The following is a 14,411-nucleotide window of genomic DNA, read 5'->3' as shown; positions in this document are numbered from 1 at the left end:
GGCGGGCCCCTCCTTCTCCCGAAGGGAGAGGGGTATTTTCTTCAAATCGCCCGCTTCAAATCGCCTTGTCCCCGCGGGCGATGGCGACGATGCCGGTGCGCGCGACTTCGCACAGCCCGACTTGCCGCATCAGCGCGATGAAGCCATCGATCTTCTCGCGCCCGCCGGTGAGTTCGAACACGAAGCTGTTGATCGTGGTGTCGACCACGCGCGCGCGGAACACATCGGCGACGCGCAACGCCTCGATCCGGTGTTCGCCGTGTCCGGAGACCTTGAGCAGCGCGAGTTCGCGCTCGACATGCGGCCCGAGTGCGGTGAGATCGGTCACCGAATGCACCGGCACCAGCCGGTCGAGCTGCGCCATGATCTGTTCCATGACATGCGCGCTGGCCGAGGTGACGATGGTGATGCGGCTGACGGCCTGGTCGGCGGTGACGTCCGACACGGTCAGGCTCTCGATATTGTAACCGCGCGCGGTGAACAGGCCGGCGATCCGGGCGAGAATGCCCGGCTCGTTATCGACCATCACGGCCAGCGTGTGCCGCTGCGTTTTTTCTTCGGTGATGTGCATTAGACCAGCGCCTTCGCTTCGTCGTCCATTTCGCCCGACACTTCGCTCGATGCGAGCAGCATGTCGGTGTGGGCTGCTCCGCTCGGGATCATCGGGAAGCAGTTGGTGAGCTTGGCCACGCGGCAATCGACCAGCACCGGCCCATCATGATCGAGCATCGCGGCGATGCCGTCGTCGAGCTGACCGATGCCTTCGATGCGGATGCCCTTCCAGCCATAGGCTTCGGCCAGCTTCACGAAATCGGGCAGCGTGTCCGAATAGCTTTCCGCATAGCGGCTCGAATAGGTCAGTTCCTGCCACTGGCGGACCATGCCCATATATTCATTGTTGAGGATGAAGATCTTGACCGGAAGGCGATACTGCACCGCGGTCGCCAGCTCCTGAATGTTCATCTGGATCGAGGCTTCGCCGGCAATGTCGATGACCAGCGCCTTGGGGTTGCCGAGCTGCGCGCCGATCGCGGCGGGCAGGCCATAGCCCATCGTGCCGAGCCCGCCGGAGGTCAGCCACTTGTTGGGGCCCTCGAAGCCGAAATGCTGCGCGGCCCACATCTGATGCTGGCCGACTTCGGTGGTGATGATCGGGCTGCGCTTGTGCGTCGCCTCCCACAACGCGCGGATCGCGCGTTGCGGCATGATTTCGGGGCCGGTCTCGGCGAAATCGAGGCTCTTCACCGCGCGCCAGCCTGCGATCATCCGCCACCATTCGGCGAGATCGGGCTTGGGATGGCGGCGTGCCTTGAACACGCGCACCATGTCTTCCAGTGCATGGCCGACATCCGCCACGATCGGCAAATCGACGCGGACGTTCTTGTTGATCGACGAGCGGTCGATATCGACGTGGATCTTCCGCGAATAGGGGCTGAACGCGTCGAGCCGCCCAGTCACGCGATCGTCGAAACGCGCGCCGAGACACAGGATCAAGTCAGCCTTGTTCATCGCCAGATTGGCTTCGTACGTGCCGTGCATCCCGAGCATCCCGAGCCATTGCGGCCCGCTTGCCGGATAAGCACCCAGGCCCATCAGCGTCGAGGTGACGGGTGCACCCGTGATCCGCGCCAGTTCGCACAGCAATTGGCTGGCCGCGGGCCCGGCGTTGATGATGCCGCCGCCGGTGTAGAGGATCGGGCGCTCGGCCGCGGCGAGCATATCCATCGCTTGCTCGATCGCGCCCTGGTCGGCCTTTACCTGCGGGCGATAGGTCTTGTGGCGGATCGGGCCGGGCTTGGTGTAACGCGCGGTGGCGACCTGCACATCCTTGGGGATATCGATCACGACCGGGCCGGGGCGCCCCGAGGTGGCGATGTAAAACGCCTCGTGGATCGTCGCGCCCAGCGTGGCGGGATCCTTCACCAGATAATTGTGCTTGGTGCAGTGGCGCGTGATGCCGACGGTATCGGCCTCCTGAAAGGCATCGGTGCCGATCAGTGCTGTCGGCACCTGGCCGGTGATGACCACCATCGGGATCGAATCCATCAGCGCATCGGTGATGCCGGTGACGGCATTGGTCGCGCCGGGGCCCGAGGTAACGAGAACGACACCGGGCTTGCCGGTTGAACGGGCATAGCCCTCGGCGGCATGCGTGGCGGCTTGTTCGTGGCGCACCAGAATATGCTTGATCCGACCGCCCGCAGCATTGTGCCGGAACAGCGCGTCGTAAATCGGCAGGACCGCACCACCGGGATAGCCGAAGATGACCTCCACGCCGAGATCGCCCAGCGCCTCGATCAGGATGTCTGCTCCGCTTTTCTCGGTCACGTTTCGTCTCCTTTCGCGCTGCGGCCTTAGCAGCGTTGGAGCGGCGCTGCTAGTTGCACGAAATGTACGTGTCAATCGCTAACTGCGTAATAAAATATCCATTTCATGCATTAGATCGATTGTTTCTAACGCATGACTGCGCCGCCAGCACGCCGGAGGCTGGTTGCGGAACCAGGTATATTGCCGTTTGGCATATTGCCGGGTAGCGACGCACGTTAGATCAAGCGCTTGATCTTCGGTCATTTCTCCGGCCAGCACCGCCGTCAGTTCCGGTACGCCGATGGCACGGCGGATCGGTGCGGCGGGGGCAATGTCGGGGCGATCGCGCAACGCCGCGACTTCCGCGCGGGCACCGTCGGCAAACATCGCCGCCGCGCGGGCATCGCAACGCGCCATCAGCCAGTCGCGATCGGGCAGCAGGACCAGCGCGGCGAGTGCGACGCGGTCGCCGATTCCGCCGCTGCGCGCCGCTTGCCAGTCGGCGAGGGGCTTGCCGGTCGAGCGCACCACTTCCAGCGCTCGCGCTACCCGCGTGGTGTCTGCGGGGGCGAGCCGGGCGGCGGCGGGAGGGTCGAGCAACGCCAGTGCGGCATGGGCCTCGGCCACTGGCAGTGCGCGGACCTCCTCGCGGATTTGCGGATCGATCTCCGGCACGGGCGCGATGCCGTCGAGCAGGGTGCGCAGGTAGAGCCCGGTGCCGCCTACCAGCACCGGCAGCTTGCCTGCGGCGTCCGCCGCGTCGATCTCGCGCGCGGCCGCGTTTGCCCAACGGGCGGCAGAATAGCTGTCCGCGCCATCGACATGGCCGAACAGCCGATGCGGCACGCGCGCTTCGTCCTCTGCGGTGGGGCGTGCGGTGAGGACGCGCAAATCCCGATAGACCTGCGCCGAATCGGCATTGATGACCACGCCGTCGTGCTGTTCGGCGACGGCAATCGCGAGAGCGGACTTGCCGCTGGCGGTCGGCCCTGCGATGAGCGCGAGCCTTGGGAGGTGACGTGTGTTCATTGCGACGCTGATAGCATCGGATCATCTGGCTGCAGGGGAAATTTCGACGGCGATGGACCGGCTCGAAGCGGCTGGCTGTTCGCCTGTCGCGCAGGGCTGGATCGAGCCGGGCAAGGCGGCGGACATTGCGTTCGGCCTGGCCTCAGATGCCGCGCGCACCGCACTCGAGGGCGTGTTTCCCGGTATCGACGTGGTCGTGCAGCAGGCTGAGGGCCGTGAGAAGAAGCTGCTCGTCGCCGATATGGATTCGACCATGATTACCGTCGAGTGCATCGACGAACTCGCCGATTTTGCCGGGATCAAGCCACAGATCGCGGCGATTACCGAAGCGGCGATGCGCGGCGAACTCGATTTCGAAGGTGCCCTCGATGCGCGCGTCGCATTGCTGGCGGGGCTTAACGAGGCGGTGATCGAGCGTTGCCTGGCCGAACGCGTGACGATCATGCCCGGTGCCGTTGCGTTGATCGGCACGATGCGTGCGCGCGGGGCGACCGCCATTCTCGTTTCAGGCGGTTTCACCCGCTTTGCCGAGCCGGTGGCGGCGCAGATCGGGTTTCACCGCGCGATTGCCAATCGGCTGGAGATTGCGGGCGGGGTGCTGTCGGGCACGGTGACCAAACCGATCGTCGGCTCCGACACCAAATTGCAGACGCTGTTGGCGGCGATGGCCGAGCTAAACTTGCCGCCCGAGGCTACGCTGGCGGTGGGGGATGGTGCCAATGATTTGGCGATGATCCGCGCCGCTGGCTTGGGCGTGGCCTATTACGCCAAGCCGGTCGTCGCTGCAGCGGCGGATGCGCGAATCGACCAGGGTGATCTGTCCGCCTTGCTCTATGCGCAGGGCATTCCCCGCGCGGAATGGGTCGGCGCGTAACGCGCTATGGGTTGACCGGCACGCACGGACGCACTGCGCCGCAAGCCGCCGCCGCCGCCGCCGCCGCGCGCGAAGGGTAGGGCCCGACCAGCACGCGCGTCAGCGCGCCGCTCTTGACGTAGCTGACGCTCGCCCCGGCAAACCGCCCGCTGACTTGACCCCACAATTTGCGGGCATTGCCGGGATCGCCGAATGCGCCAAGCTGAACGTGCCAGCCGCCACGCCCGACCGCCGGGGCGGGAGCCGCTTCAGCCACTGCGGCGGCACGGGGCGGTACGCGCGGCTTTGTCGGCTTGGCGGCGGGCGGCGGGGCGAGCGCGACGATCTGGGGCCGGTTGCCGACGCTGGGATCATATTGCGACGGCGGCAAGTCGGTGGCGCGCATCGCGGTGCTGGTGCCCCGCCCGGAAATTTCGGGTGGAAGCTGCGGGCGTTGCGCCTCGGCTTCATATTGGCGGGCCAGCATCAGCCCCTGCTGGCGCTGCTCGGTCGGGATCAGCGTATCCATTTGCGCCTGCACTTCGGAAGCGCCCGGCGTGCTGGCGGCGGCGGAGCGCACCAATAGCGCATAGGCACGCGGCCAGTCCTTCGCGACGCTGTCGCCGTTGAACAGCATCGTCCCCAAAACCAGCTGTGCACGCGGCTCGCCGCGCTTCGCCGCCTTTTCGAGCCACGGCAGCGCCTCGGCGCGCTTTTTCTGGTCGAACAGCACTAGGCCATATTTCGCTTCCGCCTCGGCATGGCCCTGCAGCGCGGCCTTGCGGAACCAGCTTTCGGCCATCGGAATGTCGACCGGAACGCCGCGCCCGAGCGAATAGGCTTGACCCAGGTTGAATTGCGCATCGGCATCGCCCGCAATGGCCGCGGGACGCCATTGGTCGACGGCTTTCTTATACTCGCCGCGGCTCCAGGCATCGACGCCCTCGCGCACATCCGCAACGGCGGGTGCCGCCACAGCACCGCCTGCGAGCAAGAGCCCGGCCATGCCGAGGATTAGCGCGTTGCGCATAACAATGGTCCCGTCCCGTTTCTTCAACCGATCATGCCCTGTAGCCGCATCATGGCAAAGATTTTGTTACCCACGCTCATCCTAAAGGGGGAGCAGGCCCCCCACCGTTAACCGTTCCTTGAGGGATGGCGTGGCAGGCATGGCTCTCGAATAGCGGGAGTGAAAGGGGCACATGCGCGTCCTCGCGATGGCATCTCAAAAAGGCGGATCGGGCAAGACGACCTTGTCCGGGCATCTGGCCGTTCAGGCGCAGCTCTCCGGGGCTGGCCCCGTCGTCCTGATCGACATCGATCCGCAAGGATCGTTGTCGGATTGGTGGAACGAGCGGCAAAGCGAATTTCCGGCCTTCGCCCAGACCACGGTCGCGCGGCTCGCCGCCGATCTGGAGGTGCTGCGCCAGCAGGGTTTCCGCCTGGCGATGATCGACACGCCACCCGCCATCACCATGGCGATCCAGAGCGTGATCGCGGTGGCCGAGCTGATCGTCATCCCCACACGCCCGAGCCCGCACGATCTGCGCGCGGTCGGGGCCACGGTCGATCTGTGCGAACGCGCGGGCAAGCCGCTGCTGTTCGTCGTCAATGGCGCGACGCCCAAGGCGCGGATCACCTCCGAAGCGGCGGTCGCCTTGTCGCAGCACGGCACCGTCGCGCCGATCACGGTCCACCACCGCACCGATTTCGCGGCGTCGATGATCGACGGGCGCACGGTCATGGAGGTCGATGGCAACGGCAAATCGGCGCAGGAAATCCGCGATTTGTGGACCTACATTTCCGATCGCCTCGAAAAGAATTTCCGGCGCACCGTGTTCGCCGCCCCCAATGTCGCCAATGGTTTCGGGGCGCAGCGCCCTGCAGCGGGTGGTTTCGGCCGCCGGGTGGTGAGCTGACATGAACATGTTCGGCCAACAAAAACCGCTCGCCTCGCTGTCCTCGACGCTGCTCGCGCGCAAGGGCCAGGCCAAGCCCGCGATGCGACCGCAGGGCTTTGGCGGGTTCGGCACGATGCCGGGCGCGCAGGATGATCTCGGCTGGAACGACATGGGCGGCGATCATCCGCCGGTGGTGGAGCCCGCGCCGGTCGTCGCGGCAGTGCCGCCGGCCCCGGTCCCCCCGGTTTTGATCCAGCGCGAGGTGCTGCGCGAAGAATTTGCCGCGCCCGAGCCGGTCGAACCCGCACGCCCGATCGCGATGAAGCCGGTATCGGTCGCCACCGCCAGCCGGATCGAGCGCGAAACCAAGAAGAAGCACGGCAAGAGCCGCCCGAAATCGGCCTTCACGCTGCGGCTCGACCAGGATCGCCACCTGCGGCTGCGGCTGGCCAGCGCGCTGCACAATGCGTCGGCGCAAACGCTGGTCACCGAAGCGCTCGACCATTTCCTGCAATCCCTGCCCGAAGTCGAGGATCTGGTGCGCCAGCTCCCGACCCGGGCAAAGCGCTGACAACCCTGAAGGGGGAGATACGATGAAGACTCGGTCCGCCATCACTTTCGGTCCCCTGACATTGGGGGTCGCGCTCTGTCTCGCTGGCGGCACGCTTGCCGCCGTCACCACCGCGACGATCGCCGCAGCCAGCGCGCGCGAGCAATCGCGTGCGGAAAAGCAAGGGCGTGTGGAATTTGCGGCTGCGCAAGCCGCGCTCTCACATGGTAAATTCGACGTTGCGATTCGGCACGCCGAGGCGGCGGTTGGCGATCAGCCGCAGGTCGCGGCCTATCGCCTGTTGCTTGGCCAAAGCTACCTGAAGGGCGGCCGCTTTGCCTCGGCGCGCGACGTCTTCGCCGATGTGCTGTCGCTCGACGACGGCAACGGCAAGGTCGCGCTGAACCTCGCGCTCGCGCAAATCGCCACTGGCGATTGGGCTGGCGCGCGCAAGACGCTCGACACCCATGCAGCGACGATCCCGGTTGCCGATCGCGGCCTCGCAATCGCGCTGGCAGGCGATCCGGCGACGGCGGTCGAAGTGCTGGAGCCCGCCGCCCGCGCGCCCGAGGCCGATGCCAAGATCCGCCAGAACTTCGCGCTGAGCCTGGCCCTTGCCGGGCGCTGGCGCGAGGCGCAGACGGTGGTGGCGATGGATGTCGCCCCCGCCGATGTCGCCAGACGCATCCTCGATTGGTCGAGCTTCTCGCGCCCGACTTCGGCGTCGGATCAGGTCGCGACCTTGCTTGGGGTGCGGCCCGCGGTCGATCCCGGCCTGCCGGTCGCGCTCGCTTTGAACGGCGCTCGTCCTGCGGCGACCGCGATGGCCGCAGCCGAGGCCCCGGTCGATGCCTTCATGCCCGGCAAGGTTGAGGCCGCGTCCGCGCCAGCACCCACGCCCGCACCGGTCGCCGTCGCCGCAGCCGAGCCGGACGCGAAGCCCGTCATTGGGCCGAGCATCGCCGGTGTGGTGTTCGCCGAACGCAAGGAAGTCGTGCAGGCGCTGCCCGTGTCGGTCGCCGAGGCCCGCGCAAAGCGTGGCGCGATTGCACCGCGCGCGGCGGTTGCCGTCGCTTCGGCACCGCGCGCCGTCGCCAAGGGCAGCTTCTATGTCCAGCTTGGTGCCTATGAGACCGCAGGCGTGGCGCATGATGCCTGGGGCCGCGTCTCGCGCCGCTTTGCCGGTTTCGCCGGGCGCACGCCGCAGGGCATGAGCGTCACGACCAAGGGCAAGAGCTTCTATCGTCTGTCGGTCGGCGGCTTCGCGCGCGGCGATGCGGTGGCGCTGTGCCTGGGCTATCGCGCGACGGGCGGAAGCTGCTTCGTGCGCGCAGGCGCTGGCGACCAAGTTGCGATGTGGGCCAAGGGTCGCGAACTGGCGTCGCGCTAAGCCTTATGCGGGCAGGGGGAGCGCGGTGCCGCCCTTGAACACCCGCACCACCTTGCCCTGAACCGGCAACCCGTCGAACGGCGTGTTCCCGGCCTTGGCGTGCAGGCGATTGCCATCGATTTGCCACGGGGCATGCGGATCGAGCACGAGCAGGTCGGCGGGTGCCCCGATGGCGAGCGTGCCGGTGGCCACGCCCAGGACGCGCGCGGGATTGGCGGCGAGCAAGGCGAACAGCCGCTCCATCGTAATGGTCCCGTCGCGCACCAGCCCCAATCCCAAGGCGAGCAGGGTCTCGGCACCCGCCATTCCCGATGCGGAATCCGCGAAGGGAAGGCGTTTTTCCTCGGGGCCATGCGGATCGTGGCCCGAACACAGCACATCGATCGTGCCATCGGCCAGCGCCGTCAGCGCCGCTTGCCGGTCGCTTTCCGACCGCAAGGGCGGCGACAGATGCGCGAAGGTACGGAAATCGGTCATCGCGATGTCGGACAGCATGAAATGCGCGGGTGTGATGCCGCACGTCACCCGCACGCCGCGCCGTTTGGCCGCGCGCACCAGATCGAAACCGGCCGCAGTCGTGACTTGGCGAATGTGCAGTGCAGCCCCGGTTTCCTCGGCCAGCATCACGTCGCGGGCGATGGCCAGCGGCTCGGCAATGGCAGGGGCGGCGGGCAGGCCCATGCGCGTCGCGGTTTCGCCTGCGGTCGCCACCGTGCCCGCCGTCACGCCGCCATCTTCGGCATGGGTGATGACGGTCAGCCCGAGATCGCCAGCATAAGCCAGCACTTTGCGCATCACGCCCGAATCGGCGATCCAGCCTGCACCGGTGCCGACTGCGCGCGCACCCGCGTCGCGGTTGATTGCCATTTCGGCGAGGTCGGTGCCCGCGAGCCCGCGCGTTGCCGCGGCGATCGGGTGAATCCACAGCCCAGGCCGCCCAATCAGCGCGGCGCGCTGCACGATGCCGGGGTCGTCGAGCACGGGCGACTGATCGGGCATCAACCCGACCCGCACGATCCCACCGGCGTGAAAGGCGGGCAGGTCGATTGCGAACACGCCAAGATCGACGATCGCGGGGGCCAGCATCTGGCCACCACAGTCGATCGTCTCTGTCCCATCGGGCACTTCGATCAGGCCGGTGGCGACGATCGTATCGCCGTCGATCAGCACGCCACCCGCAGACACGCCCGCCACCGGGCAGACGAGCGTCGCGTTGAGCAGGGCCAGCGTCCGGCTCATGCCCAACCCGCCACGCCGCGTGACCGCCGCGTCAATACGTCCAGACAGGCCATGCGCACCGCGACCCCCATTTCGACCTGTTCGGTGATCGCCGAACGCGCGTGGTCGGCCACGACCGAGTCGATTTCGACGCCGCGGTTCATCGGGCCGGGATGCATCACCAGCGCGTCCGGCTTGGCGCGTGCGAGCCGCTTTTCGGTGAGGCCATAGCGCAAATGATATTCGCGGTTGGAAGGGACGAAGCCGCCATTCATCCGCTCATTCTGCAAGCGCAGCATCATCACGACATCGGCACCCTCCAGCGCTTCGTCGAAATCGGTAAAGGGGGTGACACCCATCCGCTCGATCGCGGCGGGCATCAGCGTGGTCGGCGCACACACGCGCACTTCGGCGGCCAGCGCAGTGAGTGCGAGGATATTCGAGCGCGCGACGCGGCTGTGCAGCACGTCGCCGCAAATCACCACGCGCTGCCCCGCGATCGACCCGCGCCGCCGCCGGATCGTCAGCGCATCGAGCAGCGCTTGCGTCGGATGTTCGTGCTGCCCGTCGCCGGCATTGAGCACCGGGCAATCGACCTTGCCCGCGATCAGCCGCACCGCGCCCGAGGACATGTGGCGGATGACGATGACGTCGGCGCGCATCGCGTTGAGCGTCATCGCGGTGTCGATCAGCGTCTCGCCCTTTTTTACCGAACTTTGCGCCGCGTGCATGTTGACGACATCGGCCCCCAGGCGCTTGCCGGCGATTTCGAACGACAGCAGCGTGCGGGTCGAATTCTCGAAAAAGGCGTTGATCTGGGTCAGCCCGCCGAGTCGTTTGTCGCTGATCGCGCGCGTACGGTTCGCGGCGACCCAGCCATTGGCTTCGTCGAGCAAAAACACGATCTCATGGGGTTGCAAGCCCTCGATTCCGGTCAAGTGCCGGTGCGGGAACACGGCACGCCCGGGGATGAGCGAGGCGGGGCGGTGATCGGAGGGCTGCATCGAGAGTGCCGGGTAGCCGGGCATGCGTGCGGTGGCAAGGTGGGCCTTTCAATCCGTCGCGCAAATGATAATGTTTGATAATATTTCATTAGGATAGGAACGATACGCAGACGTAACGTCGGTTTGGATGCTGTGGCGGGGGATCGTATTGATTAAGCGTGCGGTTCTGACCGACGAGCATCGCGAACTCGACGCGTTGGCAAAGCGTATCCTGGCCGAGGTCGGGGGCGATGGCCCGAGCGTGGAGTTGTCGTCGCTGCGCTGGCGGCTCAATCGCGTGCTGACAAAGCACCTCGCGATGGAGGACCAACTCCTGTATCCGATTTTGCGCGCGAACCCGGCGACGGCTTCGCTGGCCGAGCAAGTGCTGGCCGAGGTTGGCGGCACCGCAAGCACCTATGCGGCCTATCATGCAGCTTGGCCGATCGAGCGCATCCAGCAGGATTGGGAGGCGTTTCGCGCCGCGACTCGCGATGTCATGACATTGCTGCGGCGGCGCATCCTGCGCGAAGAGCGCGACCTCTTTCCGCGAGCCTCCTGGCCCGGGGCGGATAGCCGCTAAACCGCCACCAGCGCGTCGATCGCGCCTTGCAGGATATACGCCGCCGCCATCTTGTCGACCAGTTCGGCGCGCTTGGCCCGGCTGGCGTCCTGTTCGATCAGCGTGCGCGTTACCGCGACGGTCGACCAGCGTTCGTCCTGCAGGAAGATCGGCAGGCCCAGGTCCGCCATGTTGCGGGCAAACGCGCGGCTCGATTGGCTGCGCGGGCTTTCGCTGCCGTCGGAGAGGTTGAGCGGCAGGCCGATGACGATGCCCTTCACTTGCTGCGCGGCGATCAGCTCGGCGAGGGCGATTTTGTCCTTCTGGAACTTGGTGCGGCGGATCAGCAAGGCGGGCGAGGCGAAACTCCACCCGGCGTCGCAGAGCGCGGTGCCGATCGTCTTGGTGCCGACATCGAGGCCGATCAGGCGGCCACCGGTGGGGAGGGCGGCGCGGAATTCGGTGCGGTCGGTGGTGATCATGCGCACCTTCCGTTCGTGCTGAGCGTCTCGAAACACAGCTCTCCACACGCAACCGGTCCGCTTGCGGAGACGGGCCCTTCGACAGGCTCAGGGCGAACGGGGCGGGGGGGCGGCATCATTTCTTGTCGAACGCCGCCAGCCGCCGTGCCGCATCGGCGCGCACGTTCGCCCAGAACAGGCTGTAGTCATAGACGTGGTAATTGTTGCCCGGCAGGACATAGCCGCCGAGCGCGGGCGGGGCACCGATCAGCAACAGGCCGCGCGCGTCGCAGCGGGCGGGGATGCGCTTCGGCTCGATCGTTGCGCTGGCGAGATCGGGGGCGGGGAACAGCGTGCCGAGATTGGCGTCGGCAGGCGCGGCGGCATCGGGCGTGCCGGTCAACGGGTTGGTGCAGATCATCGGCGTGCCGCGGCGCGGTTTGCCGTCGGTGCCGGTGCTGGCGGCATAGGCATCGAGGATCAGCGCGGGATCGGCGGGTTCGGCGAAGCTCTGCCAGGAGAGCAGGCACCCGGCCTGATCGGCGGTGCGGCATTCGGGCAGGCCGAGCGTCGGCACATCGACGGCGCGCGAGACCGGCCAGCCGATGAGATAGGCGGCGACGATGCGCTTCGCGAGCGGCTTGCCCGCGACCTTCTCGCGCAGCAGCCGCAGCAGGTGGAACGCGCCCTGGCTGTGGCCGGCGAGGATGATTGGTCGATCGCCGGCTTGCGCGAGGAAGGCGTCGAAGGCGGTGGCAACATCGCCATAGGCAAGGTTCAGCGCCTGGTTGGCGGCGGCTTGCGTCGTCAGGAATGCGCCGAAGGTCGCCTGGCGATAGCGCGGTGCCCAGATCTGGCCGCTGGCGTTGAACGCGCTGGCCTGCGCGCGCAGGAACAGTTCGGCGCGGGCATTGGCCTCGGCATCGTCCAGCGGCGCATTCCACTGCGCACGGTTGAGGTAGGAAGTCGGGTGGATGAAGAACACCGCCGCCTTTTGGTCCTTGCCTGGGGTGTAGCCTGCGGGGGTCCACAAAGCGGGATTGCCGGGCTTGTCGGGTCGCGCGAGCCACATGTCGGCGCGGCCATAAGCAGCGGCGGGCTCGGGCGGGAGCGCGACGAAGGCGGCGCGCGGGACCATCGCCAATTTGATGAGATCGACGCCCCAGAGCGCATAGGCAAAGCCGCCCGCGATCACGAGCACGATCAGGACCGCAAAGGCATAAAGGAATTTGCGTGCCACGCGCGGGGTCAGCCTTTCTGGAGGAGCGATGCACTGGTCATGCGATTTCCGTGCAGCAGGACGACGGCGCTTGCAATCGCCTTGGCGCTGGCGTTCGGTCCCACCTGACTGTTGGGGAGCATGGCGATGGACCGATCGGGCGATTTCGAAGCGGATGCGGGATGGCGGTTGCGGCCGCTGATCTTGGCCATCGTGGGCGCGCTGGCCGCGCTGGTGGTGCAGCAATTGCTCGATCGCGGCGAGCCGGTTCGCTATCCCGCGATCGATCCCGAAAACTGGCGAATCGCGCTGGCGACGGCGGTTGGCACGGGCGCTGCGAGCTTCGGCTTCGCGCTGGAGCGGCAACGCGCGCCTTGGGCGGTGCTGTTCGGGCTGGTGGTCGGTGCTGTTGCCGGGCTGGTGTTCTACTGGAATGGCGGCGGCTGGGGGATGTGGCGGGACTGGCATAGCGCCAGCCTGTTCCTGTCGATCGCGATCGCGGTGCCCTTGTTCCAGACCGCGCGGAACGAGGCGGCGTGGCGATTTCCCTATGCCGATGTCCACGGCAATGCCTGGACCAATGTCGTCTTGTGGTGCGCGTGCTGGCTGTTCATCGGCGTCGTGTTCGCGCTCGCGTGGCTATTGTCATCGCTGTTCGATCTGATCGGACTGCATTTCCTGCGCGATCTGTTGCAGCATAGTTGGTTCAATGCGCTGCTGTTCGGCGCGAGTTTCGGGGCGTCGCTCGGGCTGCTGCGCGAACGCGACGGGGTGCTGCGGCTGTTGCAGCGGGTGGTGACCTCGGTGTTTGCGGTGCTGGCACCGGTGCTTGGGCTGGGGCTGCTGGTGTTTCTCGTCGCCTTGCCGTTCACCGGACTGAATGCGCTGTGGGAGGCAACCAAATCGACCACGCCGATCCTGCTGAGCTGCGTCATCGGCGCGCTGATCCTGGCCAATGCGGTGATCGGCAATGGCGAGCAGGAGGAGTTGCGCAATCCGGTGTTGCGTGTCGGCGCGATGGTGCTGGCGCTCGCGGTGCTGCCGCTGGCGGTGATCGCGGCGATAGCGACCGGCCTGCGCATCGATCAATATGGCCTGACGCCCGATCGCTTGTGGGCGGTGGTGTTCGTCGCCTTCGCGACGGCTTATGGCGTTGCCTATCTGGTCGCCTTGGCGCGGGGGCGGATGCACTGGGGTGCGTGGGTGCGGCCGAGCAATTTGCGGCTGGCGTTCGTCGTCGCGGGTGTCGGGCTGGTGCTGGCGACGCCACTGCTGAGCTTCAACGCGCTGTCGACTGCCGATCAGGTCGCGCGGCTCGAATCCGGCAAGACGAGCCCTGACAAATTCGACTGGGCGGCGCTGGCGTTCGATTTCGGCGATCCCGGCAAGGCGGCGCTGAAGCGGCTGGCAGGATCGAAGAACCCCGTAATCGCGGCGCGCGCCAAGGGGGTGTCGACCAAGACCAATCGCTGGGACGTCGCGGCGATCGACCGCACGCAGACCGACGCCGATGTGCTGGTCAAGCGCTTGCGCGTGCTGCCGGTGGCGGTGCCCGTGCCGCTCGCCTTGCGGACCAAGCTCACCGATTGGCAGGGATGCGGGACGGGTCGTAAGGATCGCTGCACCTTGCTGTACACGCCAGGTGCAAGCGAGGCGGTGTCGATACAGGAAAGCTGTATCGACGATTTGGTGCGCGATCCGGGGGCGCAAAACACGTTTGCGGTCCGGGTGCTGCGATCGGGCTGCGGCGGCTCGCGCTACCAACGGACCGGCGATACATGGGAGCGTGTCGATGAAAACACGCGAGCGCCGCTCACGTCCGCCGAGCGCGCCGCCCTGAAAGCGGGGGACGCGGCGGGCAAGGTCGAGATTCGTTCGGTGCCCGCGCGCCGCGTCTTTGTCGGGGGCGTTCCGGTCGGCGATCCGTTCGAATAGGTT

At 66.8% G+C, this 14,411-nt stretch carries 14 protein-coding genes; 6 read left to right on the top strand and 8 right to left on the bottom strand.

Going from position 1 to position 14,411, the window contains the following annotated elements; translation table 11 throughout:
- Positions 1–55: 55 nt before the first annotated feature.
- The 3 genes from ilvN to miaA form a co-directional block, all read right to left on the bottom strand.
- Complete coding sequence (ilvN, locus tag ACP7BL_RS04120) at positions 56–571, bottom strand: acetolactate synthase small subunit (protein WP_426257694.1); 516 nt, start codon at positions 569–571, stop codon at positions 56–58.
- Positions 571–2,328, bottom strand: a complete 1,758-nt coding sequence (locus ACP7BL_RS04115) for an acetolactate synthase 3 large subunit (protein WP_137902580.1) — start codon at positions 2,326–2,328, stop codon at positions 571–573. Before ACP7BL_RS04115 ends, ilvN begins: the two co-directional genes overlap by 1 nt.
- Positions 2,329–2,406: 78 nt before the next feature.
- Positions 2,407–3,336, bottom strand: coding sequence for a tRNA (adenosine(37)-N6)-dimethylallyltransferase MiaA (gene miaA, locus ACP7BL_RS04110; RefSeq protein WP_426257693.1), 930 nt, complete (start codon positions 3,334–3,336; stop codon positions 2,407–2,409).
- Between miaA and serB the strand changes: the two genes are divergently transcribed.
- Positions 3,329–4,210: a phosphoserine phosphatase SerB gene (gene serB, locus ACP7BL_RS04105; protein ID WP_426257692.1), complete on the top strand. Its 882-nt coding sequence runs from the start codon at positions 3,329–3,331 to the stop codon at positions 4,208–4,210. The two genes, miaA and serB, sit on opposite strands and share 8 nt — an antisense overlap.
- A 4-nt stretch (positions 4,211–4,214) precedes the next feature.
- Here the strand turns inward: serB and ACP7BL_RS04100 are convergent, their stop codons facing one another.
- A complete protein-coding gene (locus ACP7BL_RS04100; RefSeq protein WP_426257691.1) occupies positions 4,215–5,219 on the bottom strand; it encodes an SPOR domain-containing protein in 1,005 nt (334 codons plus the stop codon).
- Between the two features lie 172 nt (positions 5,220–5,391).
- On the opposite strand from ACP7BL_RS04100, the gene ACP7BL_RS04095 reads away from it, so the two are divergent.
- Genes ACP7BL_RS04095 through ACP7BL_RS04085 form a run of 3 tightly spaced genes read left to right on the top strand, consistent with a single transcriptional unit; the run spans position 5,392 to position 8,030 of the window.
- Positions 5,392–6,108 (top strand): ParA family protein, encoded by a 717-nt coding sequence (locus ACP7BL_RS04095; protein ID WP_010403240.1) that lies wholly within the window; start codon positions 5,392–5,394, stop codon positions 6,106–6,108.
- A 1-nt stretch (position 6,109) separates the two neighbouring features.
- The gene (locus ACP7BL_RS04090; protein ID WP_341203310.1) at positions 6,110–6,661 is read left to right on the top strand and encodes a hypothetical protein; all 552 of its coding nucleotides are present in this window, start codon (positions 6,110–6,112) and stop codon (positions 6,659–6,661) included.
- Positions 6,662–6,683: 22 nt separating this feature from the next.
- Entirely contained in the window at positions 6,684–8,030 is a 1,347-nt protein-coding gene (locus ACP7BL_RS04085) for an SPOR domain-containing protein (protein WP_426257690.1), read from the top strand.
- Positions 8,031–8,033: 3 nt separating this feature from the next.
- On the opposite strand, the gene ACP7BL_RS04080 is transcribed toward ACP7BL_RS04085, so the two are convergent.
- Both ACP7BL_RS04080 and ACP7BL_RS04075 read right to left on the bottom strand, forming a co-directional pair.
- A complete protein-coding gene (locus ACP7BL_RS04080) occupies positions 8,034–9,269 on the bottom strand; it encodes a dihydroorotase (protein WP_137902583.1) in 1,236 nt (411 codons plus the stop codon).
- On the bottom strand, positions 9,266–10,252 hold the full coding sequence (locus tag ACP7BL_RS04075) for an aspartate carbamoyltransferase catalytic subunit (RefSeq protein ID WP_209610928.1): 987 nt from the start codon (positions 10,250–10,252) through the stop codon (positions 9,266–9,268). Before ACP7BL_RS04075 ends, ACP7BL_RS04080 begins: the two co-directional genes overlap by 4 nt.
- Positions 10,253–10,400: 148 nt before the next feature.
- Here ACP7BL_RS04075 and ACP7BL_RS04070 point away from each other — a divergent pair, with 148 nt between their 5' ends.
- Positions 10,401–10,814: a hemerythrin domain-containing protein gene (locus tag ACP7BL_RS04070; RefSeq protein ID WP_171010478.1), complete on the top strand. Its 414-nt coding sequence runs from the start codon at positions 10,401–10,403 to the stop codon at positions 10,812–10,814.
- Here ACP7BL_RS04070 and ruvX read toward each other — a convergent pair.
- Positions 10,811–11,275, bottom strand: a complete 465-nt coding sequence (ruvX, locus tag ACP7BL_RS04065) for a Holliday junction resolvase RuvX (RefSeq protein ID WP_033964111.1) — start codon at positions 11,273–11,275, stop codon at positions 10,811–10,813. The two genes, ACP7BL_RS04070 and ruvX, sit on opposite strands and share 4 nt — an antisense overlap.
- Positions 11,276–11,390: 115 nt before the next feature.
- A complete protein-coding gene (locus tag ACP7BL_RS04060; protein WP_426257689.1) occupies positions 11,391–12,494 on the bottom strand; it encodes a DUF3089 domain-containing protein in 1,104 nt (367 codons plus the stop codon).
- Positions 12,495–12,620: 126 nt separating this feature from the next.
- On the opposite strand from ACP7BL_RS04060, the gene ACP7BL_RS04055 reads away from it, so the two are divergent.
- Positions 12,621–14,408, top strand: a complete 1,788-nt coding sequence (locus tag ACP7BL_RS04055) for a DUF4153 domain-containing protein (protein ID WP_426257688.1) — start codon at positions 12,621–12,623, stop codon at positions 14,406–14,408.
- The last annotated feature ends 3 nt before the right edge of the window (positions 14,409–14,411 follow it).

It is taken from the genome of Sphingomonas sp. DC1600-2 (genome assembly GCF_049897605.1).
GTDB lineage: Bacteria > Pseudomonadota > Alphaproteobacteria > Sphingomonadales > Sphingomonadaceae > Sphingomonas.
The sequence above is the reverse complement of the archived record's forward strand: the minus strand, read 5'-3'. Positions and strand labels throughout refer to the sequence as shown.